The sequence below is a fragment of the Mesorhizobium sp. WSM3862 genome (assembly GCF_002294985.1).
GTDB lineage: Bacteria > Pseudomonadota > Alphaproteobacteria > Rhizobiales > Rhizobiaceae > Mesorhizobium.
In genome coordinates, this window is the sequence record NZ_NSGE01000002.1 from 813,658 (window position 1) to 839,171 (window position 25,514).

Consider the following 25,514-nt stretch of genomic DNA (forward strand, 5'->3'; position numbering starts at 1 on the left):
CCATGCCACAATTCGACGTCAGCTCGATCGGCTTCTACGTCCTCGACATATTAGGACGGCCGGTCTCGCGCATCCCCGAAGGCGGCCGCGCCGATTATATCGAGGAGATTCGCATGACGGTCGCCGGCACAGCCGGCGCAACCGGCATGGACTGCGCCATCCTCGGCCTGAAGACGCGCGCCGTCACCACGCTCGGCACCGACGACATGGGCGACTGGTTTCTCGCCAAGCTCAAGAAATACGGCCTGGAGACGAGTCTTGTCCGCTGCGACGGCAGCGTCCAGACCTCATCCACCATCCTGCCGGTGCGGCCGAACGGCGAACGTCCCGCGTTGCACGTGCCGGGCACGGCCACCCTGTTCGAAGTCGCCGATGCCGATCTCGATGCGGCGCTTGACGCGACCGTCGTCCATGTCGGCGGCACCGGCCTGCTGAAGCGTTTCGACGGCGAACCGACCGTCAGGCTGCTGAGGCGCGCCAAGGAGCTTGGCCGCGTCACCACTTTCGACCTCATCCAGGCGACGCCCGAAACGTGGAAGCTGGTCGAGCCGTGCCTTCCCTATATCGACTATTTCGTGCCGAGCATCGACGAGGCCGGCGAGATGGCGCATGACCGCGATCCGGCCCGCGTCGCCGCTTTCTTCCGGGCGAGGGGTGTGAAGAACTGCATCCTCACGCTTGGGGCCGAAGGCGTATATGTCTCGCCCGAGCATGCCGAGGATTTTCATCTGCCGGCCTTCGAGGTCGAGGTCTTCGACACCACGGGCTGCGGCGACTCCTTCACCGCCGGCATCATAGTTGGCATCGTCAAGGGCTGGGACCTGAAACAGTCAGCGCGCTTTGCCAGCGCGGTCGCCGCCAAGGTGGCGATGGGGCTCGGCTCCGACGGCAAACTCGTTTCGTTCGACGACACGGTCGTGGCGATGAATGCACTGCCGATCAAGACATCAAAGGTGGAAGCAGCATGACCATTCTTCCTGAGGCCAAAGGCAAGACAGCTCTCGTCACCGGCGCCGGCCGCGGCATCGGCAGGGCGCTCGCGAACGGGCTTGCCGAAGCGGGCTTCGATGTCGCCATCACTGATCTGCCGTCGCAGGCGGCGGAGCTCGACTCGACGAAGGGCGAGATCGAGGCGGCCGGCCGCAAGGCCTATGTCTATATGATGGACGTCAGCAAGAAGAAGGACGTCGAGGCGACCGCGCAGGCTCTGCTCAAGGAGGCGGGCAGCATCGACGTTCTGGTCAACAATGCCGGCATCCTCAAGCCCAGCCTGCTGCAGGATCTCGACGAGGCGAACTGGGACGCCCATTTCGACGTCAACGCCAAGAGCGTGCTGATGATGTGCCAGGCGGTGCTGCCGCATATGCGCGCGAAAAAATCGGGCAGGGTGATCAACATCGCCTCGATCGCCGGCCGCCAGGGCGTGCCGACGCAGGGCCACTACGCGGCGACCAAGGCGGTGGTGATAACGCTCACCCGCGTGCTGGCGCAGGAGGTCGGCATGGACGGCGTCACCGTCAATGCGATCTGCCCCGGCATCATCCTGACCGAGATGGGCAAGAACAATCTGGGCAGTGAAGCCGCGATTCGCAAATGGGAGGAGGTCGCGGCGCTGAAGCGCCTCGGCGCGCCTGAAGATGTCGTCGGACCGGTGCTGTTTTTCGCATCGGACCTTTCGGCTTTCATCACCGGGCAGGCGCTCAACGTTGATGGCGGCATCTACTACCACTGACGACTCGCTGAGCTGGCGCGCAGTCGCCACATCCGCTTCGTTGCGAAGCGTCGAGAATGCCGCTACTTAGCTCAGCAACGGCGAGCTTTTCATGGGAACCAAACTCGGCCCAATCGCGTTGCGGGCGACTGGGGACTGTTCCTATGGCAGCATCTAAGCAAGAACTTCTCGAGCGCGCTTGGCGCGCGACCGATGCCGGATGGGCGAAACAGCAACCGGGCGGCTGGAACAGAATCCTTATCTATGTCGAGGATATGGAAGGACGGGTCCAAGCGCTCAAAGCCGCCGGCCTACCACTCCGCAACGCGGTCGAAACCGGGCCAGGCGGCAGCCAAATTATCATCGACGATCCGGACGGGAACCCGATCGAACTGCATCAGCCGCCAAAGTAACCGGTTGTGGTCCCAAGCCGAGAGGCGCCTGTTGAGGATGGCCGCTGCCTCGCTCCATCGGCTAGCAATTTAGGCTCATGCATTTCAAATACGACCCTCAAAGACGGGGTGGCCCGAACTCTGCGCGCTTCCGACGCGTTGTTGACGCTCTTTCGGCGGTCTCACATACCGGCTAAGCGATTTATTGCGGGCAGCGACCCTCCTCGCGAGGCCCTTGCTGCATCGCGCGGACACTCGCTCATCGCGGGGAGGGTGTCGGGCTTTGTCGGTGGCGGCATTATCCTCAAGTGAGGATCGTACGCTCCTCGACGATCTTTGATCCTGGCATTTATTACCCCGGCCATTGCAAGACGCCGGCCTACTCTAAAACGAAGCGCTTGGGTTGACGGGCACCTCGCATACTCCCGGCGGAACCATGGACTTGTGCCGTACTTAGCGCCGCGGCGGAATTCAAGCCTTTCGCAGCAGCCACAATGCAAGCGGGCAAGAACCCTGTCCGTCTGGCGCGCAGCCCAACTAGCTGGCGCCGGTGCGCCTCCCTTTTTTTGCGCTTGTCCACGGTGGCGGTCTACGAGACCGATTAGTGGCTGTCCGGCCTGATGCCGGCGGATATTGTTATCACCACCTCGACAGCCGTTTTCGGCTGGGTCATGCTGGCTACGCGCGGGGTGAGTAGCACTCTTTCATGCAGACGCAAAGGATGATCGGCCGGCAGGGGTTCCGGATCGGTGACGTCGAGAACTGCGCCGGAAAGGCTGCCACTGTCGAGCGCGACGAGAAGATCGGCTGCACCAAATGGCCACCACGACCGCAGTTGACGATCGCCGCGCCGGGCGGGAGTTTTGCGAACAACGCACCATTCAGAATTCGAGCCGTCTTGGATGTCAGCGGCAGCAGGCAAACGAGGATATCGCGCTGACTGAGAACTTATCCATCTCGGCTTTACCGGCGAAACATTCGACGCCTCCAATCGACTGGCGAGAACGGCTCCAGGCGTTCAACCGAAAGCCGAAGGGCTGAAGCGCCGAAAGTGAAGTGTTCGCGAGCACGCCGGTTCCGAGCACGCCCATGCGCAACGCACCTGGCGGCCGGAAACGCAAGGGCTGCCAATCGCCGCCCGCCTGCTGCACACGATAGGCGAGGAAATCACGATGCAATGCCAGTACGGCCAGCGTGACGTATTCTGCCATCGCGTCGGAAATGCCCGGCTCGATCATCCGCACGACGGGCAACCCGGCCGGCAAGGCGTCGAAATCGAACTGGTCGCCCCCAGCTCCCAGCGAAAACAGTACCTAAAGGTTCGGGTACTTCGCGCTTATGTCTGTGGGCGGATGCCAGACGAAGATACTTGACCGAACGCGGGTCGATCGCGTCCCCGCAATAGTGGAAGGCGATTTCGGGAGCACGTTCGGCAAAGAGCGCTGCCCACTCGGCGCCGCGTTCGGCATCGGCATCATAGAGGAAGGTCATTTCGGCGCCCCGGGGGCTGCGAAAGACGAAGCTCAGCGTGCCTGCCCCTCAGCTTCCATTTCCGCCATGTCCTGGAACCTGTCGGCGATACGTGGATGCGCCCGCCCGCCATCACAGGCGCCAATGGCGATCAGCACCTCATCCGCACCGGGTGCGTCCGGAACCTGGAAGTTGGCCGTCAGGAAGTGGGAGCGTTTGCCGGTTTCGCTCTTGTGGGTCATCGGCAGGGAGATAAGGGCCCCGGGCCCGTTGCGGGTATTCGTGAAGCTCAGATAGGTCGTGCCGTTTACCGCCGTGCGGAACATATTGCCGAACCGCAAGGTATGGATCAGCGCCGATGCATGTTCGATCTCGCCATTGACGCCGACCGAAGCCGCCTTGCCGTAAGCCTCAACCTTATCCGCCGACAAGAGCGCCACCAACCGTTTGGTCATTTCGGCGCCAAGACCCGGCGCCAACCGGAGAATCTCAGGGCGCAAATTTTCAACGAACTCTTGACCGGCCCACGGGTTCTTCAATACGGCTGCGACCACCACCATGGAGATCGGTTGGTCGGCTTTCTTGCCACCCTCGACGAATACTTCCTCGATGAATGTGCAGAACTTTCTCACTCCGAGATCCATGGATTCCTCATCTGTTCGCTGGATTGTGGCGCAACCTAATGAGCAACGACGGTGACTGTCTTCCTCCATTAAGGAGGAAAAACAGAAAGGCCGGCACTTCGAAACGATGTAGAATTCAGCTCCCGCGCATGCCTAACTCAGCGGGTCGTGGCGCAGGGAGCGATCGTGGACAAAAAGGCGCAAATCTCGGTTCTCAAAGATGTCGCGAGTGAGATCAACTCCGGCGGCGATCTTGTCATGATCCTGAAGCACTTGGTTTTCGCCGCCTGCCGCCATGCAAACTGGACGCTCGGTTCGATCATGTCGATCGACGCCGCTCATGGTTATGCCCATGTGATGGTTCGCTATGATCCGACGTTGATCGAGCGAACGCTCCCTGACCGTTGGGAACTGGCGACGAGCCCCTCGCTGATCGCCTTGAAGCGGAACGAGCCAGTCTACATCCGCGACGTGCGCGAATCCGAGGAGTTTCCAGGTTATCGCCGCGAAGCTTTCGAGCGAGATTACCGTACCGTCCTCGTCATGCCTATGAACTGCAGCGATTTCGAGGGCCGGCCGATGGTGCTGAGCGTTGTGTCGCGAGATATCATGGAGGTCCCGGAAGAGGATTTGGCGTTTCTGGGTATGATCGTCCATCTCGGCGCCATCGCGATCGAGAGGGAGCAGCGGCTGGAAGCCGAACGGCAGGCCGGAGACCGGTTGCAAAAGGCGCTCAAGGCGCACACCTCCCTACTTGAACACGTGCTTGCAGACGGCTCAGTTTCTTCACTGTCGGCGATGGTCGGCAGCCTGCTGCCCAATCCGGTCGTCGTCGTCGATTTTACTGCGAACCAGATTATCGCCGGGCGCTCGCCAAACGAGGTGCAGTTCGATGATGCCGCTTGGCAATCAGCAGCGGCCGGTCCGCTGAGCCGACAACTGGGAAAGGCAGCACGCGATACAATTGAGCGGGGCGGCAACAGCGGGGCGACGCTTTTTCTCGATGACGGCAGCTCCCGGCTCAATCTCGCCGCCCGCATCGAGCCCTTGACGGTCGACCGCCAACTTGTCGGGGCATTGATCATCTTTTCCACGTCGCGTGCCTTCAGCGATCTGGACCAGTTGCTGCTTGACAGCGCCAAGTTCGCGCTCAGCGTCCAAATGATGCGCAGTTTCATCCGATTCCGTTTCGAAACCCGCACACAGACCGAGCTTTTCTTCGAGGTGGTGGAGCGGCGTTGGCGCGACGCGGCAGATGTCCAGCAGCGAGCCCAGCGGCTCGGCATCAATTTCATGACGACTCAGCAAATCGTCGTCGTCGACTTTCCCGAGAGCGCGAAGAATCTTGGCGGAACGTCCGTCGATCTGCATCACAGTCTCGCTCGTATCATGCAGCAAGCTTCCGTTCCCGCGTGCGTCGTGGCCATCGATGGCGGGCTGGTGTGCCTCATTCCCTATGACGAGGTCTGGAAACAGGAGCGGACATCGAAACTGATGCGGCGCATCGCAGCGGATCTTGGCCAATATTTTGACGAAGAACCGATCGTCATCGCCAGCAACGCCTGTGCCACCCTGACGGATTATCCGTTGGCTTGGGATCGCTGCAGCCGCATGATTGCCATCGCCCGTTCGTTCGGTCGCACCGGTGCGCTGTCCGGGCAGGATTTTGGGCCGTTGCCGATGCTCGTAGCGGCCGCGGGCGTCGACGACGTACGCGCTTTCGTTCAGGAAAGCGTCGGCGCCATCGCCGCCCATGACCGCCAGCATGGCACGCCCTATCTGAAAACGCTGTCGACTTATCTGAGGGAGGGCTGCCGCAGTGGCGCCTGCGCCGATGCGATGGGCCTGCACGTAACCACGCTGCGCTATCGCCTGTCGCGAATCCAGGAAATGTTCGGCATTGATGTCGAGACGCCAGAGCGACGCTTTGCCATCGAATTGGCCATTCACCTGCATGGTGTCACGGAAGGTCGTTCTTCGGCGGAAGATCAATCGACCTGACCTTTCGGATCGGCCCCCCCCGTCTCTTACCGCAAACAGCAGCAATATTTCCCGCGCTCTTCCAGCTGAGTGAAGGAAGAAGGTCGCTCCTCTTGCGGTTAGCCTTCAACTGACAACCAACAGGAGGCGCTGATCCCATGTTGACCACGGGAACCGCAAAGAATCCGACGCCTATCGACCCAATCGCGTTGCGTCGGGCTTTCGGAACCTTTGTCACCGGCGTCACCGTCATCACGACGCGGGACACGGGCGGCGATCCGCGCGGCATGACGGCCAATTCCTTCACCTCGGTTTCGCTCGATCCGCCGCTGCTGCTGGTCTGCGTCGCAAAATCGGCGTCAAGCTTCGCTGCTTTTACGACCGCGGATTCCTTTGCCGTCAACCTGCTACATGAGGGACAGGTCGACATCTCGGCGACCTTCGCCTCGAAATCCCCCAATAAGTTCCACTCCGTCAATCACGACCGAGTTCATACCGGCGCTCCAATCCTGACGGACAGCCTTACCTGGTTCGACTGCACGATCTACAACAGGGTCGATGCAGGCGATCATGTCGTCCTGATCGGCCAGGTGCAGGCTTTCGGCACGAGCCCTTCGGCGCCGCTCGGCTTTTGCCGTGGCCGATACGCCAGCGTCAAGGATCCGCTGCCGTCCGGCTGGCTGGCCTCGCACAACATGATCATCGGTTATCTGATCGAAGCCAGCGGCGAGATCCTGCTGCGAGCGGATGGAAGCGGTGGCTGGGCTCTGCCAACGGCCAAACGCCGTAAGGCCGGCAGCGAACTGCCGCTCGACGACGGCAAATCCCTCAAGCTGCTGTCAGACAACACCTTTCTTTACTCGATCTTCGACGTTGCCGACTGCGACCCCGGTTATTTGATCTATCGCGCCCGACTTGCCGATGGCGGACAAGGGCGCGACCTGCCGGAAGACCTGCGGTTCTTTGCCATTGACAAGCTGCCTTATGACCTCATCCCGACCCGGGAATTGCGGGCGATGCTCCGCCGCTATGTCCGCGAGCGCAAGCAGGAACGCTTTGGCATCTACATGGATTCCGGCGACGGCGGGCGGCTCGCAATGATCGAGGGCGAGGCCCGCTCGTGGCATCAGGCCATTCAAGACTAACCCGAGATCAGGAAGCGACGATGAAGACGACGGTGAAATCGCTCGAGGGAATGCGCCTCAACCTCTTTGTCGACGGCCGGTTTGTCGAACCGACATCCGGTCGCTACCTGGACAGTTTCGACCCGACCACCGCGGAGGCCTGGTATCAGTTTGCGGAAGCCGACGCCAACGATGTACGACTGGCGGTTGAGGCGGCGCAAAAGGCATTCGTCAATCCTGCTTGGCGACGTATGACGCAGACCGATCGCGGAAAGCTGGTGCGCAAGCTGGCCGATCTGGTTCTCGCCAATGCCGACGACCTGGCGCTGATCGAAACACGCGACAATGGAAAGCTGATCAAGGAAATGCGGGCGCAGATGCGCTCGATTCCGGACTCTTACACTTACTTTGCCGGCATGGCTGACAAACTGCAGGGCGATACGATCCCGGTCAACAAGCTGGACCAGCTCAACTTCAACATGCGCGAGCCGATCGGCGTCGTCGGCATGATCACACCCTGGAACTCGCCGCTGATGATGTTGACAGGAACGCTCGCTCCCTGTTTGGCGATTGGCAACACCATCGTCATCAAGCCTTCCGAGCACGCGACGGCCTCGACGCTGGCCTTGGCCGAGCTAATCATGGAAGCGGGGTTTCCGGCCGGCGTTGTCAACGTCGTCTCGGGAACGGGTGCGGTAACCGGCGACGCGCTGACGCGGCAAAAGGGCATCGCAAAATACGTCTTCACCGGCAGCACCGATACCGGCCGTAAGATTGCCGCTAACGCGGCGGCCAACCTTGCGCAGTGCCAAATGGAACTCGGCGGCAAATCTCCCCACGTGATCTTTTCCGACGTTGATATCGAAAAGGCCGTTAATGGGGTCGTTTCGGGCGTCTTCGCAGCTGCGGGCCAGACCTGCGTCGCCGGCTCGCGCTGCTTCGTGGAGGCCAGCGTCTACGACCGGTTCATCGAAGCGTTGGTGGAACGCACCAACCGCATCACCGTCGGCCACCCATTGGAGGACAAGACGGATATCGGCCCGCTGGCGCTGTCGGCGCAGCTGACGAAAGTTGAGTCCTACGTTGCTTCGGGCGTCAAGGAAGGGGCACGGATCGCGTCAGGCGGCAACCGTCCTCAGGCGGAAGAACTCGCCCGCGGCTGGTATTTCGAGCCGACCGTCATGATCGACGCCAAGAACGATATGTCCTTCATGCGCGATGAGCTTTTCGGACCGGTCGTTGGTGTCATGCCCTTTTCCTCTGAAGAAGACATGATCGAACTCGCCAACGACACACGCTACGGCCTCGCATCCGGGATCTGGACCCAGAATATCGACCGGGCGATGCGCTTCGCCAACCGGATCGATGCGGGTACCGTTTGGATCAACACCTACCGGTCAGCAGCCTACATGTCCGCAAATGGCGGCTTCAAGGAAAGTGGTTACGGCAGGCGTGGAGGTTTCGACGTCATGCGCGAGTTCTCCAGGGCAAAAAATGTCGTCATCGACTATTCCGGCGCCATGCAGGATCCCTTTGTCATTCGACTGCGCTGACCGTCAGAAACGCTGGGACCAACCATCCAAGGGAGATTGAAATGAAATTTGCCGTCTCATTGGGCATGGAGCGTTTTTCGCCAGAAACCTCGATGACGGCCGTAATGGACAATCTGCTGCAACTTGCCAAAATCGCGGACGCCGGCGGGTTTGAGACGATCTGGACGCCGGAGCACCACACAATCGAGTGCACGATATCACCCAATCCGTTTCAGATCCTCACGTGGCTATCCCAGCATACGAGCCGTATCCGCCTGGGAACGGCAACGCTTGCCGCCGCCTATTGGAATCCAATCCGTCTCGCTGGCGAAGCCGCACTGTGCGATCACCTTACGAACGGGCGCCTGGAATTCGGCATCGCCCGCGGCGCCTATCAGTACGAGTTCGACCGTATGGCGCCGGGCGTCCAGCAGCAGGAGGGCGTCGGCTACATGAAGGAACTGGTGCCAGCGGTCCAGAAGCTTTGGGCCGGTGACTATGCGCATGAGGGCCAGTACTGGAATTTTCCGCGAGCGACCTCGGTGCCGAAGCCGCTACAGAAGGGAGGTCCTCGCATCTGGGTCGCCGCCCGCGATCCTGGCACCTTCGACTGGGCGATCGGCATCGGCGCCAACATCCTCTCCACGCCGCTCTCGCTTCCGGCGGCGGAAATCGACGTGCTCGCCAGCAAGTTCAACAAGGCGGTCGCCGATCATCCCGAGGTGAAACGCCCAAAATTCATGATGCAGCGGCGCACTTGTGTCTATGACAGGGCGGACGACTGGCATCTCGCCGTCGAGCACAGCATGAACTATGGTCGCTTTTTCGAAAACCTCATGCAGAACATTGGCACCGTGAAGAACGGTTTCCCAGAGGCCGTGCCCTTCGAAAGCGTTAAGGGCCGCGACAACTACAACCCGGAAAATATCCGCAAGAACCTGATGTTTGGAACGCCCGACGAAGTGATCGAGAAGCTGCTCGACTACGAAGCAGCTGGCGTCGATCAATATTGTCTCGGCCTCAGCTTCAACCTGCCCTTCGAACTGCAGAAGAAGACGCTTCGCCTGTTCACAGACGAGGTCATGCCCTTCTTTGCGCAACGCGAGCGCGAAACCCAGCAACTGGCCGCGGCAGGGTATTAGGATGACTGATACGCAGCGTCATACGGTCGGAGATGTGGTCCTGAACTATAGGGTTGACGGCAATGGGGCAGAGCCGCTGGTGCTCATCCACGGTGTCGGTTCCTACCTTGAAGCCTGGAGCGGGGTCGTCGAGCGGCTGAAGCATCGGTTCACCATCCTGACGTTCGACCTACGGGGTCACGGAAACTCGTCGCGCGTCAAAGGCCGCTACGAGATCGACAATTTCGTTGCCGAAACACTTGCGTTGGCGGACAGTGTCGGCTTCGACCGTTTCCATCTGGCCGGTTTTTCGCTTGGCGGGTTGATCGCACAGCGGTTGGCACTGACGCATCTTCCGCGCATTCAGCGCCTGATTCTCCTCTCGACGGTCGCGGGACGCACGCCCGAGGAGCGGGAGCGCGTTCTCGCCCGCCTCGCCGCTCTTCGCAGCGGCGAGGCGGGATCGCACTATGACGCATCCCTGTCGCGTTGGCTGACTGAGGATTTCCAGAAGAAGAATCCCGATCTGATCGCAACGCTTAGGCAGCGAAATTCTCAGAACGATCCGGACTGTTACGCTTCTGCCTACCGGGTTCTCGCCGAGACCGACTTCGGCGGTTTTCTCGACCAAATTCGCTGCCCGACGTTGATTGCAACCGGTGAGGAGGATGCAGGCTCCAATCCGCGCATGGCAAGATATATGCATGAGCGCATCCCAGGCTCCGAGCTCCGCGTCCTTCCGGGGCTGCGGCATTCGATCCTGACGGAAGCCCCCGATCTCGTCGCATCGATGATGGCGGATTTTTTGACCGTGCCGGAGACCGTGAAATGATCGTTGAAGAGCGTATCTATCGCATAAGATCGGGCAAAACCTCCGAATATCTTAAGCTTGTGCGCGAGGAGGGGCTGGCAATCCAGGAACCGATTCTCGGTGGACTGATCGGCTATTTCGTCACCGAGGTCGGGCAGCTGAACCAGGTGGTCCATCTTTGGCGATATGCCGATTTCGCCGATCGCGTGGCGCGCCGGCGCACGTTGTCGGAAGATGCGCGCTGGCGGGTCTTCATTCCGAAACTGACGGCGCTGATCGAAAGCGCGGAAAACCGTATCCTTCTGCCGACCGATTTTTCGCCACTCCAATAGGACCAAGGGGAGGGTAAGGCAAAACCCTGAATCCAACCGCGCACGGTGGAGTTGAACTGCCATTAACGCACCTCGGATCGGAGGAAGGGGAGGGGCAAAAATCCTCCGTGTTCGCGGAAGACGATCTCGCTGACATGCCCCTTATTTGATCCTCGTCAAAAAAATTGCGGATCGGGAACATCCGTATCGTTGAAACATGGGAGCCATTGGTGACAGAGCGATTGAGAGTAGAGAATCTGTATAAGATTTTCGCCCCTTCACCCACCAGAGCCATGACGCTGCTCGCCACCGGCGCGGATAAGGCTCGTGTCCTTGCGGAGACCGACGCCGTCGTCGGTCTGAACAACGTCTCGCTTTCCGTTCCCTCGGGCGCGATCTACATGGTCATGGGCCTTTCCGGGTCCGGCAAATCGACGCTGGCGCGTTGCATCAACAGGCTGAACGAACCAACGGCAGGCAAGATCCTGCTCGACGATATCGACATCGTGCCGCTACGAGAGGACGCGCTTCGCGAATTGCGGCGCACGCGCATCTCCATGGTCTTCCAGCATTTTGCCTTGTTGCCAAACAAATCGGTGATCGAAAATGCCGAATTCGGCCTGAAGTTGCGTGGCGTTTCCGCCGCGCGGCGACGCAGGCGCGCTGAAGAGGTGCTGGCGATCGTCGGTCTCGCCAAATGGGCCTATCATCGCCCGCATGAACTCTCCGGCGGCATGCGCCAGCGTGTCGGCTTGGCGCGGGCCCTGGCGACCGATGCCGACGTCCTCATAATGGACGAAGCCTTCAGCGCCCTTGACCCGCTGATCAGGACCGAGATGCAGGATGAGTTGCTGCGGCTGCAGCACACGCTGAAGAAGACCATCCTCTTCATCACTCATGACTTCCAGGAGGCGCTGAAACTCGGAACGCGCATCGCCATTATGTCCGAAGGCGAATTGGTGCGCGAGGGAACACCGCAATCGATCGTGCTCGAACCAGGCAGCGATTATGTCGCCGCCTTCACGCGCGAAGTCGACCGGTCGCGATTGTTTGACGCACGGTCGGTGATGCGCACCGGTTCGACGGTGTCGGGCGATGGTTCGGCGCGGATCGTCGGTGACGCCGAGCATCCCGAGGCTATGAGTTTTGCCATCGACGCGTCGAACCGCATCGTCGGCTGTCTCGATGCTGCAGCCCTGCAGCAGGTAAAGGCTGGCAAGCCGGTCGGTGACCTTTTGACGCGTGATTTCGTCGCGGTGAGCGGCGCCACCAAGCTCGTGGATGTCGCTGGCTTGTATCAGAGCGGCAAGGCAATGGCCGTCATTGACGAGGACGGCCGCTTCCTCGGCATGCTTGAACCCGAACATATCCTTGGACGGATCGCCTCGGCGGCGAGATCGCCAGCGCCTGCTTCGATGGGAGGCCACAATGCTTGATGCCGATGATCTAGCCATCTTTCCGGTGGACCAGTGGATTGCAGACGCCGTCCAATGGGTCGCGCTCCACCTCCGTCCACTGTTTCTTGCAATCAAGTGGCCGGTCGAAAACCTGTTGTCGTTCAACGATTACATACTGCACGAAATTCCGTTTCCGATCTTCGTCGTTCTGGTGTTCTTGACCGCCTATCGGCTTGCCAGCATCGGCATCGCGGTGTTCAGCGCCATCTCACTTGTCGTGATCGCAGCCATCGGCGTCTGGACCGAGGCCATGACAACGCTTTCGCTGATTACCACGGCCATCGTGTTTTGCACCGCCATCGGCGTGCCGACCGGCATCTGGTGTGCTCGTAACGACAAGGTCTGGAGCGTGGTGCGGCCGGTGCTCGACATTATGCAGACCACACCGACGTTCGTTTACCTCGTGCCGGTCGTCATGCTGTTCGGCGTGGGCACAGTGCCGGGCGAAGTGGCGGTCGTAACAGCAGCTGCACCGCCGCTAATCCGCTTCACCAATCTGGGTATTCGCATGGTAGAGCAGGAAATGGTCGAAGCAGGTCTCGCCTTCGGCGCCGATAAGCGGCAGCTTCTGTGGGAAATACAGCTGCCGTTGGCTATCCCCACCATTCTCGGAGGACTGAACCAGACCGTGCTGACTGCGATGGTGATGTCCGTAGTCGTCGCCATGATCGGCGCGGAAGGCCTTGGCCTCGTGGTTCTCCAAGGTCTCGGACGTCTCGATGTCGGTCGCGCCGCCGTCGGTGGCATCGCCATCGTCCTGCTCGCCATGATGCTTGATCGGATCACCCAGCAGCTTGCCCAGCCGACCGACCGCAAGCGCAGGTCGGTGCTGCGCTACCTTTTCAATCTTTTCAAGGGTGAGCGATCGCAGGAGGCCATCGCAACATCCGCAGCTAATCGCACGCATTGAGCGGAATCGCTCCGGCGGCAACCACCACCGGAATGACAACAGACACCGGCGGCTCGTTCCGCCGGCCAGGAATTCACTTGCCTATGCCTTGCAGCGCCCGCGTTACAGCCGAACCTCGAACTCAGTGAAGTCCAAAGAAAAATCCAGAAGGAGAACATCGATGAAGCACAGCCTGAAAGCCTTTTCCCTTTTTGTCACCGGCATGGTGCTGGCGGCCTCTCTAGGCCAAACTGCTTTCGCCGAAGACCTGCCTGGGAGCGGCAAGACGGTGCGGTACGCCCAGTCCGACAGCCTAGGCGCCAATTATGTCGTTGCCCAGATCGGCATGGCGGCGATGAAGGAACTCGGTTACGACGTCAAGCTTAGCACGCTCAACACCACCTTGTTCCTCCAGGCGGCGGCCCAGGGCGATCTCGATATCGCGACCGATATAAACTTCCCGCAGCGCGAGCCGGGTTACAAGAAGGTCGAGGCGGAGGCGGAGATCGTCGGCGGTGGCCTAATTCAAGGCGGCGGCATTAATGGCTATCTGATCGACAAGAAAACCGCCGACGCAAACAACATCACCACGCTCGATCAGATGAAGGATGCGAAGATCGCTGCTCTTTTCGGCACGACCGGCAAAGCCGACCTCATCAATTGCGATCCAGGCTGGAGTTGCGGCGACGTCGTCGACTTCCAGCTTGAGAAATTCGGACTCAAGGGCAGCGTCAATTCGGTCCGCGGCAAATACGAGGCGCTGATGGTCGAGGCCGTCGCCCGCGTCAAGCGCGGCGAGCCGGTATTCTTTTATGCCTGGAGCCCTTCGTGGATGAACAAGGCTCTGGTGCCCGGCAAGGATGTCGTCTGGTTGCCGACGCCCTTCGATGCCTTGCCGGAAGCGGTCCCTAACAAGGGGTCTGCCCTGGTGCCAGGCGTCAGCGGTTGCGCTGGCGGTGCTGATCCATGCCGCATGGCCATGGCGGCATGGAACTGGAACGCCGTCGCCAACCGGAAGTTCATTGCAGCCAATCCGGCAGTCAAGAAGCTCGTGGAGCAGATGTCGTTCCCGCTGGCCGACTGGTCGACCTGGGAACAAACGATCAGCGAAAAGGGTGGCAGCGACAACAACATCAAAAAGCTGGCGCATGAATGGATCGAAACCCATCAGGAACAGTTCAATGCCTGGGTTGACCGTGCCAAAATTGCAAGCTGATTACAATTCGCTGAAGTAGCCGCGCCAGGCCGACCCGACGCCGGGGTTTGACGACGCAAAGAAGCTCCGGTGGCGCAAGCCGCCGGGGCAATTCGATTTGCCATTACTGCGGTGCTTTCGCTACTGAGTCCCTTGAGCCAAGCTAAGTAGCCGTGGAGCCTCAACAGGTTTGCACCGCATTCGGACGAGTACCGTCTCGCCTTCATGGTGATCAAGCCTACCGCAAGCCCTACAATGCGGAGCAGCCCGAACAGGTCGGCGAAGGTTTCGAACTGCTGGACAACCGGTCGCTTGCCTCCGTTTCCGGCTGGTGGCTCGCGAAACGACGCGCCGCGCTCGGCGTCACCGACGATGTCCTGGAGCGCCTGAAGGCACGGCTCCCACGATCGAAGCACTACACGCTTGGCGCGAAACCCGGCCACGCCGTCTCGTCGAATCGTGGCGCGTGCTGCTCCCGGCGAAGACCGTCGACGCCGCCTTTGAAGGCGTCTGATGGTCGCGTCGTGAGAAACCCTTCAGGACCTCGCAGCCGAGCGCGAGCCTCGAAGCTGCCAATCCGCTTCTGGCCCAAGACAGCCGCGCTCGCACCCTTATGGTCAACATGGCACGGCGCGGCGTCCCGATAAAGGACGATGCCGGCCACTCCAGGCAAGGGCATCTATCACTCCTTCTGCCGCCGACGATAGGGCATCACGGCTCGCCGGCTCTATCAAATGATGTACCGCGGCGAAAGTTTCAGCGGAGGGACCAAAGCGTCATTCTCTACGCCTTGTGTCTGAATAGGGAACGTCCCAGCGGGATGCGAATATGGCTTCGGCGGCACGGGGTAGTTCCGGCATTCTATCCGGGCCGCCTGAAAGGCAGAGCATGGAGCCCGCTCGCAATCCTTCTCTCACGCGCGGGCTCTTGCACCCGCCGCGCAGAGGGCCTTCACCTCACGCTCCGCTTGCCTTCTTCGCCGGCTTAGCTGCAGCCTTATGCTGAAAGCCCAACGCCTTCGCCAACGCCGATCGCCGCTCCGCATAGTTCGGCGCCACCATCGGGTAGTCTGCCGGCAGGTTCCATTTCGCGCGATACTGCTCGGGCGTGAGGTCGTGATCGGTCATTAGGTGCCGCTTGAGGCAGATTCCGCCCAGCTCGACATCCTGACCAAACTCCTGAACGAATACTGCGAGAAGCATCACATCACGCGCAGGGAGGAGCGGGAAGAAATTGCGGTCAAGCTCTTCTGCCTTTTCAAACAGGGCTTAGAGGACCCCGTCCAACTGGCGGTAGAGCTTGAAAGGGTAGGCTAGGCAGCGACGCCGCTTGCATGCGTCGGATTTCGAGGAAGGACCCGAAGGTAGCGGCCAGATTATCCTCAGTATGAGCGCGCGGGCTTTGAAATTTCTGGACCGATGGATGGCAGAACATCTGCCAAACGTGAACACCGAAGACCCAGGGGTCATTGCCGATCTTGTCGTCGAACTCCTGGCTACTGCCGGGCGTCAAGGCATCGGGCCCAAGGAGATATATGAGGAGATCGACAGCGTGTTTCGTCTTCTGAGCGAAGCGATGCAGCATCGTGGGGGCGGCTTGGCCGGCTGAGATGGCGACCGGCATGCCCGCCCGACCTACAATCATTTTTAAATGACGGCGCCCTTCTCGCTACGCCAGACTTCAGCAAGGGGGGTTGATGGCTTGTCGCCCATAGACGGGCATAGGCGGAAAGTATGAAACGCATGGCCGGCAAAAAAATTGTCGATGGCGGAAGCGGCTTTGAGATCGCTATGATCGCTGTCATGGTTGCGGCTGTGATGGGACTCATCATAGTCGCAGCTACGGGAATGCAGTGAATGCCAGTTCGGCCCTTCGAGTCGCCAGATCAAAGCCCGTCGGCTCCGGTCGGCGGGCTTTTGTTGTCTTGGGCCACTTCGGGGCCGCTGCAGTTCGGTTCCTGGTCGCGGCTCCCGGGAAACGGTCGAGCGCGCCCTGTCGGGTCGGTCCCGACGCAAAGAGCCCGCGCGCGGAGGAGGTGCGGCGGGCTCTTCTGCGGACCCAGCTAAGTCCGTCTTGTGGCCAAGCCGGCCAGAACCCTAAAGGCGGCCCGAGGCACCAGACTTGAAGGCATATTTGTAAACCGTGCGGTTTCCTTCATCGGTCACCCGCACCCAAAAGCGTTCATCTGTCCGGGCCGTGACGTCCTTGCCGGTGGCCTTTCTGGCGGCCTCCCAAGGGGTGTCTGCGCTGGCTACGCGATGGGATATCGGCATGTCGCCGACCATCTCTTCCACCCTGTAAAGCCTCATAGGCTCACTCCAACAAAGGAGCGTCCCAACTTGCACTCGATCAGCTTGTTCCTTCTCGAGCGCTCACCTTCTTTCGTCGGAAGGGAGTAACGCAAGCGGAGGCTGGCAGGACCTCCATCGTGGTTGCATGACACTGCACAGCCCGCGCGATTATTGCGACACTCCCGAAACAGATGCCAGCAGATGCACCAAAGACCGGGCAGCATCTGTGTCGGGTACGCCCAGATCGCGGACGCTGCTCATATGGTTCATCCTCGCCAGGCTCGTTCGTGAAACACCCAGTCCTTGGTTTTTCAGATGCTCCGCAAAAGCGGCAGCCTGGCTATGAAAAGGCGGGGTTTCATCCGCCCCGACCGAGATGTGGACTGTCACCGACGGATCGAAACGATGGTCGATCGGCGAAAACCGCTCAACCTCTTCATCGGTGATGGCTATTTCAGGAGCGAGGAACGACTCTTGCAACGGTCTTAAATCGTAGATGCCGCCGAGCAGGAGCGCTCCTTTGATACCCGATGGTCGGCTGTCGTCGTCGAAAAGCATCGTCGCGAGGTGCGCGCCGGCGGAATGGCCGCTGACGGTCAACTTGCCGGGGTCGCCGCCGTGGCTTTCGATGTGTTCATCCACCCACCGCTTGGCGCGGCGTATCTGGTCGACGATCGTGGCCATCCTCACCGCCGGCATTAGCGCATAGCCCAGGATGACCGCGATCGCTCCTGCTTTGGTTACACGCCCCGCGACGTAGGAGAAATCTGTCTTGGAGAACATGCGCCAGTAGCCGCCATGAATGAAGATATGCACCGGCACTCGATCGCGTCTGCCTTCCGGGAAAAAGAGGTCCAGCGTTTCAGCGTGGCCGGCTCCATAAGCGACATCGGCGATCATGGGGATTTTCGCCCTGGTCTTCGCACTTCTGCGGCGGATCTCGGCGACGATGTCGTCGAACTCGGGGACGTGATCGCGCGTGCGGAATGGGTCTTTCGCCATCTCTCTCATCAGATCATCACGGCGAGTATTTCGCCTCCATGAACTCGGCTTGTAATGCTTCTGGCCGCCCTCGCGCCCAAGCCCGCTCTGCTTGACGCTTGCGGAGGGTCGGCAGGGTCGGACATCAGATCGCGATTGAGCGCATAACGGACTCGATCTTCGATGCCATGCGGGTGCCTTGCAAGACGCGTGCGTAGATATAGGCGGCAAGGCCATACTCGGCGCTGGAGATCGCGGTTGCGGAAAAAGCGGCCAGAAAGGCACTGACGCTAACGCACCTTCGCTCGGCTGACCCGCCAGATGACATTACCAACATCGTCGGCGACGAGCAGCGCGCCGGCCCGATCGACAGCAACGCCGACCGGACGGCCCATCGCCTTGCCATCATGTCCGAGGAAGCCGGTGAGCACATCCTTCGGGGGCCCGCTCGGTCTACCACCGCGGAAAGGCACGAAGATCACCTTATAACCGCTGTGCACGCTTCTATTCCATGAGCCGTGCTGGCCAACGAATGCGCCGTTGCCATAGGCCGTGCCGAGCGACGCGCGGCTGGAGAAGGTCAGTCCCAGAGAGGCGGTATGGGAGCCGAGCGCATAGTCGGGCTTGATCGCCTCCGCCACAAGATCAGGACGCTGTGGCTTGACGCGCTCGTCGACGTTCTGCCCATAATAGCTGTAGGGCCAGCCATAGAAGGCGCCGTTGCGAACTGAAGTGATGTAATCAGGCACGAGATCGTCGCCAAGCTCGTCACGCTCGTTTACGGCGACCCAAAGCTCGCCGGTTTCAGGATTCCAGGAGAGCCCGTTTGGGTTGCGCAGCCCGGATGCGAAAACCCGGGTGCTGCGGCTCGACCGATCCACCTCAAGGACGGCGGCGCGGTTTTTCTCTGCAGCGATGCCATTTTCTCCAGCGTTGCTGTTGGAGCCAACCGTGACATAGAGTTTGCGTCCGTCCGGACTTGCGATCACGTCCTTAGTCCAATGATGGTTGATGTCTCCGGCCGGCAAGTCGACGATCTTTTCCGGCGGCGCGGTTACTCGGGTCTGGCCGTTTGAGTAGGGGAAAGCGACAAGCGCGTCGGTGTTGGCGACAAAGAGCTTGCCTTTGGAAAGCGTCATGCCGAAGGGCGAATTGAGGCCTTCCACGAAAATTCTGCGCACATCCGCAACGCCGTCGCCATTGGTGTCGCGCAGGAGCGTGATGCGGTTAGCGCTGATGGTCGCTGCGCCGGCCCGCTTCATGGCCTGGTTCATGACGAGCTTTCTGAGGCTGAAGCCATCGTCATGCTTGGCAGGGGCATTGGTTTCGGCCACAAGCACGTCGCCGTTCGGCAGCACATGCAGCCAGCGCGGATGGTCGAGGCCGGCGGCGAACGCCGTCACCCTCAGCCCCTTCGCCGGGGTCGGCATACCACCTTTCTGCCAGCCTCTTGCCTCCGCGATGTTGACCGTCGGGATCAGCGTAGGTGTCGGTTTCGGCAGGGTGGGGTTGGGGCCATAGTCGGTTATTGCCACGATTTTCTGAGCTGGAACGCTAGCGCAGCTGACTATGAGGGCTCCCAATCCAGCTATGATCAAGTTTTGTGGGAAGCCGGCATGCATCGAACGTCCTCCGTTCGGATTCGCCTCGTGCTCTTTGGTTAAACGCAAGTCAGCGGCCTGGTATTCCAATTAAGTCAAAACAGCAGCTCGTGATCCGTTGCCGATCCGCTTGAGAGCCAGGAGTTCGCGACGCTCTGCTCTCTGCCATAGATATGCCGCGAGGAGATTCCGGCAACGCCGGCGGCCCAAACTCGAGCGAACCAAGATAAGCCTGGTGGGATGACGCCTCGCCTGGTTGGCCTGTCGCATGCCATACGCTCGCCGGCATGATCTATCTCGCCCAGATCAGCCCGGCGCCTTCGTTGGGAAGGTGGGCAAGCGTGGGCACACCGCAAGAGCTAAAAATCAGTGAAGCCGAGTATCGATAAAACATCTCGTCTCGTTACGGCCTTTGGTCGTGTCGACTCTCCGACTCCTCAGCGCGATACTTGGGGCTCGTGCTTCCAGGAGGGTGCCATGCGAGAATTGCCGCCCAACGTCGATGCGGATGTCGTGATTGAAGTGGGCCGATACCTGGATGATCATGCGAAGACCACAGCAGTTTCCATATCAGACGCGATACGTGTCGTCAGACGTCGCGCGCCCGCTACTCGTGCCAGCGAGCTATGGCTGGAAGAACTGATTGTAGAAAGCGCCGGCACCAGACAGTTGGCCGTCTTGCATGACAATCGCTAGCACCGCGAAATCTCGCCCCAGCACCACTTATGCAATTGGCGATCCTGTGCTCGCCGCGAAGCCAGGCGCTGCCCTGCCGGTGACCGACGGTAGGCGGGGCATAGATCCGAAAGTTGATCACGCCCGAAATAGGCCGCCATGCCTTCCGCGCCGAGCGGGCCTAGAACTCGATAGCCCTATGCCGGCTTGCTCTTTGCCGGTTTGACGGTTCCCGACCGCCTCTCTGCAATCGATGCAGGGCCGTCGAGCTTTGGGTTGGCGCTCCGTTACTAAGGCGCCGTGAGGCTCACGATCACGGCCGAAGCGGCCCGGTCGGCGATCGCAGAGCGTCTCAAAGACCACCTCTTGAAACGCAATTTGGCCCTCCCTAACTCATTTTTGCCGGATGCCGCTATCGGGTCCTGGCACGGGAACAACGGTCCTATCAGGGATCGAGTTCGGTTCATGTCGCTCGCATGGAGGATATGTTCCGGCGGTTGCTCGAACTTCCCTCCTCGCGGTTGCGAGCTGGCTCCTGGCCGTCTCGGTCTCTGCCTGATCGCCGCCCGATTGCCTTCGATCCAGTTCGCTTCCGGTGCACGCGTGCTTCGCGCGTTGCGGCGTCTGGTCGTCAATCGAAGGAGGATACCTATGCTGTTATCGGATTTGGGCCGCGTCGGAGTCGATCCGTTTCTGGAAATGCGGCGCATGCAACAGGAAGTGAATCAGCGTCTGGCCGGCCTGACGGCCAGTGCCGCCCAGGAGTTTCCCCCGGTCAATCTTTGGGTCGGCAACGATAGCGTAGCGCTGACCGCCGAACTGCCTGGGATCGCGCCCGACGAGGTCGAACTTACGGTGCGCGACAATACACTAACATTGAAGGGCGAATGCGAATCTCGGGCAGAGGACGAGAAATCCGTCTGGCATCGTCGCGAGCGCCCCTTTGGAAGCTTCTCTCGGACGGTGCAACTGCCGTTCCGCGTCGATCCGGAACAGGTCGAGGCGCGTTTCGGCAACGGGGTGCTCGAGGTCGAACTGCATCGACCGGAGGCGGATCGGCCGAGGAAGATCCAGATCAAGGGATGAGAGGAGGGAACCATGGCTCAGGAACTAAAGACCACCGATCGCCAGGTCATCAGCAAGCCTGACGCCGGCGAACGGACCCGCTCGCGGCCCGTATTCGTGCCGCGCGCCGATATCTATGAGACGCAGGACAATGTCGTCCTTCTCGTCGACATGCCCGGTGTCGCCTCGGATGGAGTGGATATCACGCTTGAGAAACGGACACTGGCGATCCGCGGCTACGCGGCCGATCAACAGCATGAGAATTATCGTCAGGTCTATGCCGAATATAGCGCCGGCGATTATGAGCGCGTCTTGACGCTATCCGAGGACATCGACCGCGATGGCATCGAGGCGTCGCAGAAGAACGGCGTCCTGCGTCTGGTGCTGCCCAAGGCGGCGCCGGCCAAGGCCCGCAAAATCCAACTCAAGATGGCTTAGCCGTTGGAGGCTAGAGGAGGTTGACGATGCGGACCAGAGGCCTGATTCCTTGAAGCAGCAGATGCCCGTCACTCCAGGCAGGGAATGGCGGGCATCCATCTAGCTGCTACCGACCAGGGGCCCCATCAAACTCTGTAGCGAGAGTTCGGGTTCCCCGTCTGGCCCGAACCGTCGACCGATAGCACTTCTGGGTAGTGACTCAACGGACATTCGACCGCTTGTCGCGTATCGGCGGTGCCCACAAAAATGGGCAAAGCGGCTTTGAGAAGAGCCCGGGCGCGGAGGAGGTGCGGCGGGCTCTTCATGCGGACCTCGCCAATTGAAAAGCGGGTCGCAGTTCGCCTTCAAGCCGTTTCATGAGATAATCTGCACATGCCGCGTACAAGGGGCGACGTTCATGTCATCGTCGCGTTGCAGTGGCGTATATAGGCCGGCTGATCTGGAATTGCTCCAGCGGGTGTTTGACCGGTTGTGCGACGAGCGACGCCTAGCCAAGAAGGATCGCGAACAGCGGGAATATCTTGCTAGGGAAGTCTTCCAAGCTTTCGATGACGGCACCACCGACGAAGCAGACCTACTGCGAGCGCTTTCTAAGCGCCGACAAGCGTAGCTGGCCTTCGGCAATACAAAGCTGCGGCGGGCTCTTTATTAGCTAAGCCTTAGAAAATGTTAATGTCAGTCGCTGCAAAGACAACGCATAATGCGCATCTGCCCCGGCTCGCAACACGGGGTAAGCGGCCCGGCCTGTCCCGCTCTAGTCGTCCCCCGACTTCCCCGCTCGCAGGCCGGGTTGCCTCAGCTTCACCTGACTTCGATTGCATCGGGGAACATTCTAGCAGCTTGCGAGTTGGGGCTCGCGGTGCGATGCCAGCAGAGGTCGTGCCGTTGGGTAGCAGAGACCCCTGGAGCGCCGCTTGTCCCCTCAGCGAGCGGGCTCTTGGTCTTTCTAAACGTGTGAGGACTCCACGGTTCGAGTGAACGGAACGGACGCTCTCGGTGTCAACTGGGGCCTCCCAGCCCGTTGCTGTTCCCCCCATAGCATGGCGCAGGGCTCTTGCAATCGAGGCCGCCTTGAGTCGTTGCGCGGCGGCGTATTCGATCTCATTTCAAGTGCGCGCCGGAACGCAATCGCGCCCACGTCGCAACCGTGCTTGGACGGGCCGTTCGAGCTGATGACGACCTTGGCTTGCGCGACGGTCAAACCGTACTTCTCAGCGAGTGTCTTTGGATCGTACGTGTCTTTCCAAAGTTCGATTGTCTTGGACATGAAGCCTCCAGAGGCAATACCAAAGCCCGCCGCCGGTAGGAATTGGCGACGAGCTATGGAACGGACACAGTAGCGGAACATGACGCTGGGCTAGTAAAGCGTTAGGCCTAGTTTGTTCCAACCCCTTGGCAAGCCTCCTATATCGCCCCGCATGACTGGCTGGACCTTCCAAGAGCTGATCGACGCGGGCATGTCTGTTACGGGCGGCTGCCTCGATTGCCATCGCCATCAGAAGCTTGATCTGGCAGCCCTCCGCGATCGGTTCGGCCGTGACGCTCCGGCGATGGAGTGGGATCTTCGGCCGAAGATGAAATGCGCGGTCTGCGGCGGCAGGCGCATCACCCTGACCCATTCGCCCGAGACCCGCCCGAAAGACCTCAATAAGCGACAAGCGGGGTGGAACTGACTCCCGGAACCTTTGCCCCTTGTCGAAGTTCGGCAGCTAGGCGGCGCTTTGCAGCGACGCGTCGGAAGGCATGTCGGCGGGTGGGAGATGGCCGACGACTCCAGCGCAGGCCCCCGGCAAAGAGCCCGTCCTTCACACGGGCAGGCTCTTTCAATGTACTGACCGCGCTTATGGAAGAGCTTTCCAATGAACAGCTATACCGTTGAAACGATGTCGGGGATGGACGCGGTCTCTGTTGCCTACGCGAAAACGACCTCACCGAAAGCAGCCGCCGAATGGGTGACCGGCCGCCACGTACAGGACCGGCGAGACGAGTCCGAATGGATTCGCGTCACCGATGACACCAATCGAACGGTCTACAAATTTGCCTTCAAATAGACCTTCACCGCAAGAGAACGAAGGCCGGCCAGCGCAGCCATTACGAGGCTTGCCGCCATGCCGACCATATCTCGCTGCCTGTAGCGCCAGAGCATCGCAAGGCCGATTGCAGCAATGCGACCCTGCCGGCGGAACGGGCCGGCATCATCAGCTAGAACGCTTTCTGACAGCGTCCCGGCTGACCGTTATCCCGAGATCCTGTCCGCTAACGGTGACGGTGTTTTCGTCAACCCGCGTCACCTCGCCGATCAGCTCGATCTTCTGGCCGCTGCTAATGCTCGGAGTGGTATCCACGATCGAATGCGGCTGATGGTAGGACGGAATGAGGACGGCCACGCGATCCTCCGTCACGCGCTTTCGCACGGTTGCTGTTATCACCACCTCATCCCCGACTTTCAAAGAGCCGTTTGCCATGCGCCTACAACTCCGGCGCGGGAAATTGGTTCGGGAGAATCGGCTAATAGCGGGCGCTGCAGGGGCATCGTCATCCCGACGCGGAACTCTTCCGGCTCGATTTGGAAATGGCGGAAGCCCATATGAGGAAGGAGGCGGCCTTGAAGGTCGAGAACGAGACCTACGCTAAGTGCGCAGAGCTACATCCGCCTCACCCTGGGGACTGGACGGATCTGGAGATGCCGGCCAATGTCACGGAGTATATCATCGCCCACCTCAACAAGCCGAAGGACGATCCCCCTGAAGTCCGCGCTTACTTCCAGGCGCACAAGAACAGCAGGGCAGCCCATGATGCCTCGCGTGATGTGTGGCTCGAAGAGAACGGCGACCACAGCATGGCGCCGCCACTGATCGCCGTTCACAGATGTCAAAAACCGTGCGAGAGGAAATTGACACGAACGCTAAATGCGCTGTCAGGCAATATTGTTCCTCGCAAATCGCGCCGTGGCCCGGCTTTTTAGCAATCGCGAATGTGTGATGTGCATTTGAACCGGATTGCGGGTTAGAGTGACCTGCGTCACCTAAATTACTCCATGGGTCCGGCCCGGAGGCTTCGGCCTCCGGGCCTTTTGTTTTTGCTATCTGCCGATATTTGTGACTGGACGGAGCGCTGGAAGCGCGGTCACGTTATAGGCCTATGGAACCCCCGCCTCCAGACGGTCCCCGTCGAGAACATCGCCCGCGCGTGTTGAAGGGCGGTACCATCATCACGGGATTCCAAAACTCGGAAATCAGCTGCTCTCTGCGCAATCAGCACTCCCAAGGAGCCGAACTGAGGTTGGCCGCAGACATTCAGATTCCAGCACGCTTTCTGCTCTACGTCCCCCTCGACGGGATCGCTTACAGGGCTGTCGTTCGTTGGCGCAAGAATGGCCGCGTCGGCGTCGAATTTGAGGGTACCGAGCCAAAGCCGAAGTTCCATTACGGTTGAATGCGAAGGCAGCACCTGTGGATAAGAGACTTAGAGCGGGCAACCGTCGGATAGAAGTGAACGTCCGAGGTAATGATTGGACGGCGGGTCAGGCGTTACCTTCGACCGCGCTCTCGTCGTCCAGCGCGTAGGGCACCGGCAGGTGGGCGTTGGCCATCAGTCATTCACCGACGATCGTTCTGACCAGCTCCGGCTTGGACAGTCCCATTTCCGCGGCCAGGCCCGACAGCGCTTCCTCGACTTTCGGATCGAGCACGAGCCCGTCACGACTCAGCATCAGGGCGGCTCTGCGGAGCATCACCTGAAGGTCGGCTCTTGAGATCTCTGCAATCTGGTCGGCTGCAACTTCCAGGTCGGTTGCTATCGTCTCACGTGTCATGATTTGCCTCCGCTACAGGTAGAGTTCCCTCTC

At 60.3% G+C, this 25,514-nt stretch carries 27 protein-coding genes and 2 pseudogenes; 21 read left to right on the top strand and 8 right to left on the bottom strand.

Features of this window, described 5'->3' with window-relative positions:
• The first annotated feature begins 2 nt into the window (after window positions 1–2).
• From CK224_RS08245 to CK224_RS08255, 3 genes are all read left to right on the top strand, one after another.
• Window positions 3–968 carry a sugar kinase gene (locus tag CK224_RS08245; RefSeq protein ID WP_095781387.1) on the top strand — a complete coding sequence of 322 codons (966 nt, stop codon included), beginning with the start codon at window positions 3–5 and terminating at the stop codon, window positions 966–968.
• Complete coding sequence (locus tag CK224_RS08250; protein ID WP_095781388.1) at window positions 965–1,732, top strand: SDR family NAD(P)-dependent oxidoreductase; 768 nt, start codon at window positions 965–967, stop codon at window positions 1,730–1,732. Before CK224_RS08245 ends, CK224_RS08250 begins: the two co-directional genes overlap by 4 nt.
• Window positions 1,733–1,875: 143 nt before the next feature.
• Entirely contained in the window at window positions 1,876–2,124 is a 249-nt protein-coding gene (locus CK224_RS08255; protein ID WP_095781389.1) for a VOC family protein, read from the top strand.
• 554 nt (window positions 2,125–2,678) lie between these two features.
• Here CK224_RS08255 and CK224_RS08260 read toward each other — a convergent pair.
• Window positions 2,679–3,594 (bottom strand): annotated as a pseudogene (locus CK224_RS08260) (glyoxylate/hydroxypyruvate reductase A); the annotation flags it as partial.
• Between the two features lie 32 nt (window positions 3,595–3,626).
• Complete coding sequence (locus CK224_RS08265; RefSeq protein WP_095781390.1) at window positions 3,627–4,217, bottom strand: amino acid synthesis family protein; 591 nt, start codon at window positions 4,215–4,217, stop codon at window positions 3,627–3,629.
• A 165-nt stretch (window positions 4,218–4,382) separates the two neighbouring features.
• Between CK224_RS08265 and CK224_RS08270 the strand changes: the two genes are divergently transcribed.
• From CK224_RS08270 to proX, 9 genes are all read left to right on the top strand, one after another.
• The gene (locus tag CK224_RS08270; RefSeq protein ID WP_095781391.1) at window positions 4,383–6,197 is read left to right on the top strand and encodes a helix-turn-helix domain-containing protein; all 1,815 of its coding nucleotides are present in this window, start codon (window positions 4,383–4,385) and stop codon (window positions 6,195–6,197) included.
• 137 nt (window positions 6,198–6,334) lie between these two features.
• On the top strand, window positions 6,335–7,321 hold the full coding sequence (locus CK224_RS08275) for a flavin reductase (RefSeq protein WP_095781392.1): 987 nt from the start codon (window positions 6,335–6,337) through the stop codon (window positions 7,319–7,321).
• Window positions 7,322–7,341: 20 nt separating this feature from the next.
• Window positions 7,342–8,853, top strand: a complete 1,512-nt coding sequence (locus tag CK224_RS08280; RefSeq protein ID WP_095781393.1) for an aldehyde dehydrogenase — start codon at window positions 7,342–7,344, stop codon at window positions 8,851–8,853.
• A 41-nt stretch (window positions 8,854–8,894) separates the two neighbouring features.
• Window positions 8,895–9,974, top strand: coding sequence for an LLM class flavin-dependent oxidoreductase (locus CK224_RS08285; protein ID WP_095781394.1), 1,080 nt, complete (start codon window positions 8,895–8,897; stop codon window positions 9,972–9,974).
• A gap of 1 nt (window position 9,975) precedes the next feature.
• The gene (locus tag CK224_RS08290; RefSeq protein ID WP_095781395.1) at window positions 9,976–10,785 is read left to right on the top strand and encodes an alpha/beta fold hydrolase; all 810 of its coding nucleotides are present in this window, start codon (window positions 9,976–9,978) and stop codon (window positions 10,783–10,785) included.
• On the top strand, window positions 10,782–11,096 hold the full coding sequence (locus CK224_RS08295; RefSeq protein WP_095781396.1) for an NIPSNAP family protein: 315 nt from the start codon (window positions 10,782–10,784) through the stop codon (window positions 11,094–11,096). Before CK224_RS08290 ends, CK224_RS08295 begins: the two co-directional genes overlap by 4 nt.
• Before the next feature lie 272 nt (window positions 11,097–11,368).
• Window positions 11,369–12,511, top strand: a complete 1,143-nt coding sequence (locus tag CK224_RS08300) for a betaine/proline/choline family ABC transporter ATP-binding protein (protein WP_095781397.1) — start codon at window positions 11,369–11,371, stop codon at window positions 12,509–12,511.
• Complete coding sequence (locus CK224_RS08305; protein WP_095781398.1) at window positions 12,504–13,442, top strand: proline/glycine betaine ABC transporter permease; 939 nt, start codon at window positions 12,504–12,506, stop codon at window positions 13,440–13,442. Before CK224_RS08300 ends, CK224_RS08305 begins: the two co-directional genes overlap by 8 nt.
• Window positions 13,390–14,637 carry a glycine betaine/L-proline ABC transporter substrate-binding protein ProX gene (gene proX / locus CK224_RS08310; protein ID WP_245425770.1) on the top strand — a complete coding sequence of 416 codons (1,248 nt, stop codon included), beginning with the start codon at window positions 13,390–13,392 and terminating at the stop codon, window positions 14,635–14,637. The genes CK224_RS08305 and proX overlap by 53 nt, the downstream gene beginning before the upstream one ends.
• Window positions 14,638–15,572: 935 nt before the next feature.
• Here proX and CK224_RS08320 read toward each other — a convergent pair.
• Window positions 15,573–15,758, bottom strand: a pseudogene (locus CK224_RS08320) (MucR family transcriptional regulator); the annotation flags it as partial.
• Between the two features lie 280 nt (window positions 15,759–16,038).
• Here CK224_RS08320 and CK224_RS08325 point away from each other — a divergent pair.
• Together CK224_RS08325 and CK224_RS32330 are read left to right on the top strand one after the other, a co-directional pair.
• The gene (locus CK224_RS08325; protein ID WP_245425777.1) at window positions 16,039–16,224 is read left to right on the top strand and encodes a hypothetical protein; all 186 of its coding nucleotides are present in this window, start codon (window positions 16,039–16,041) and stop codon (window positions 16,222–16,224) included.
• 125 nt (window positions 16,225–16,349) lie between these two features.
• Window positions 16,350–16,472, top strand: coding sequence for a hypothetical protein (locus CK224_RS32330; protein ID WP_280952250.1), 123 nt, complete (start codon window positions 16,350–16,352; stop codon window positions 16,470–16,472).
• Between the two features lie 240 nt (window positions 16,473–16,712).
• On the opposite strand, the gene CK224_RS08330 is transcribed toward CK224_RS32330, so the two are convergent.
• The 3 genes from CK224_RS08330 to CK224_RS08340 form a co-directional block, all read right to left on the bottom strand.
• A complete protein-coding gene (locus tag CK224_RS08330) occupies window positions 16,713–16,925 on the bottom strand; it encodes a hypothetical protein (RefSeq protein ID WP_095809392.1) in 213 nt (70 codons plus the stop codon).
• A gap of 150 nt (window positions 16,926–17,075) precedes the next feature.
• Window positions 17,076–17,918: an alpha/beta hydrolase gene (locus CK224_RS08335; protein ID WP_348628376.1), complete on the bottom strand. Its 843-nt coding sequence runs from the start codon at window positions 17,916–17,918 to the stop codon at window positions 17,076–17,078.
• A gap of 260 nt (window positions 17,919–18,178) precedes the next feature.
• Window positions 18,179–19,510, bottom strand: coding sequence for a sorbosone dehydrogenase family protein (locus CK224_RS08340; RefSeq protein WP_095781404.1), 1,332 nt, complete (start codon window positions 19,508–19,510; stop codon window positions 18,179–18,181).
• A gap of 456 nt (window positions 19,511–19,966) precedes the next feature.
• Here CK224_RS08340 and CK224_RS30680 point away from each other — a divergent pair, with 456 nt between their 5' ends.
• From CK224_RS30680 to CK224_RS08370, 5 genes are all read left to right on the top strand, one after another.
• Window positions 19,967–20,185, top strand: coding sequence for a hypothetical protein (locus CK224_RS30680; RefSeq protein ID WP_141245787.1), 219 nt, complete (start codon window positions 19,967–19,969; stop codon window positions 20,183–20,185).
• Window positions 20,186–20,815: 630 nt separating this feature from the next.
• The gene (locus tag CK224_RS31215; protein WP_176477876.1) at window positions 20,816–21,250 is read left to right on the top strand and encodes an Hsp20/alpha crystallin family protein; all 435 of its coding nucleotides are present in this window, start codon (window positions 20,816–20,818) and stop codon (window positions 21,248–21,250) included.
• A gap of 12 nt (window positions 21,251–21,262) precedes the next feature.
• On the top strand, window positions 21,263–21,667 hold the full coding sequence (locus CK224_RS08355; RefSeq protein WP_095781407.1) for an Hsp20/alpha crystallin family protein: 405 nt from the start codon (window positions 21,263–21,265) through the stop codon (window positions 21,665–21,667).
• Window positions 21,668–23,085: 1,418 nt separating this feature from the next.
• Window positions 23,086–23,340 (top strand): hypothetical protein, encoded by a 255-nt coding sequence (locus tag CK224_RS08365; protein WP_095781408.1) that lies wholly within the window; start codon window positions 23,086–23,088, stop codon window positions 23,338–23,340.
• A gap of 186 nt (window positions 23,341–23,526) precedes the next feature.
• Entirely contained in the window at window positions 23,527–23,718 is a 192-nt protein-coding gene (locus CK224_RS08370) for a hypothetical protein (RefSeq protein ID WP_095781409.1), read from the top strand.
• Between the two features lie 147 nt (window positions 23,719–23,865).
• Here the strand turns inward: CK224_RS08370 and CK224_RS08375 are convergent, their stop codons facing one another.
• Window positions 23,866–24,132, bottom strand: coding sequence for a hypothetical protein (locus CK224_RS08375; RefSeq protein ID WP_095781410.1), 267 nt, complete (start codon window positions 24,130–24,132; stop codon window positions 23,866–23,868).
• Window positions 24,133–24,272: 140 nt separating this feature from the next.
• Here CK224_RS08375 and CK224_RS08380 point away from each other — a divergent pair, with 140 nt between their 5' ends.
• Window positions 24,273–24,632 carry a hypothetical protein gene (locus CK224_RS08380; protein ID WP_141245788.1) on the top strand — a complete coding sequence of 120 codons (360 nt, stop codon included), beginning with the start codon at window positions 24,273–24,275 and terminating at the stop codon, window positions 24,630–24,632.
• 176 nt (window positions 24,633–24,808) lie between these two features.
• On the top strand, window positions 24,809–25,102 hold the full coding sequence (locus CK224_RS31900) for a PilZ domain-containing protein (protein ID WP_095781412.1): 294 nt from the start codon (window positions 24,809–24,811) through the stop codon (window positions 25,100–25,102).
• Window positions 25,103–25,262: 160 nt separating this feature from the next.
• On the opposite strand, the gene CK224_RS08390 is transcribed toward CK224_RS31900, so the two are convergent.
• Window positions 25,263–25,481, bottom strand: coding sequence for a hypothetical protein (locus tag CK224_RS08390; RefSeq protein WP_348628377.1), 219 nt, complete (start codon window positions 25,479–25,481; stop codon window positions 25,263–25,265).
• Between the last annotated feature and the right edge of the window lie 33 nt (window positions 25,482–25,514).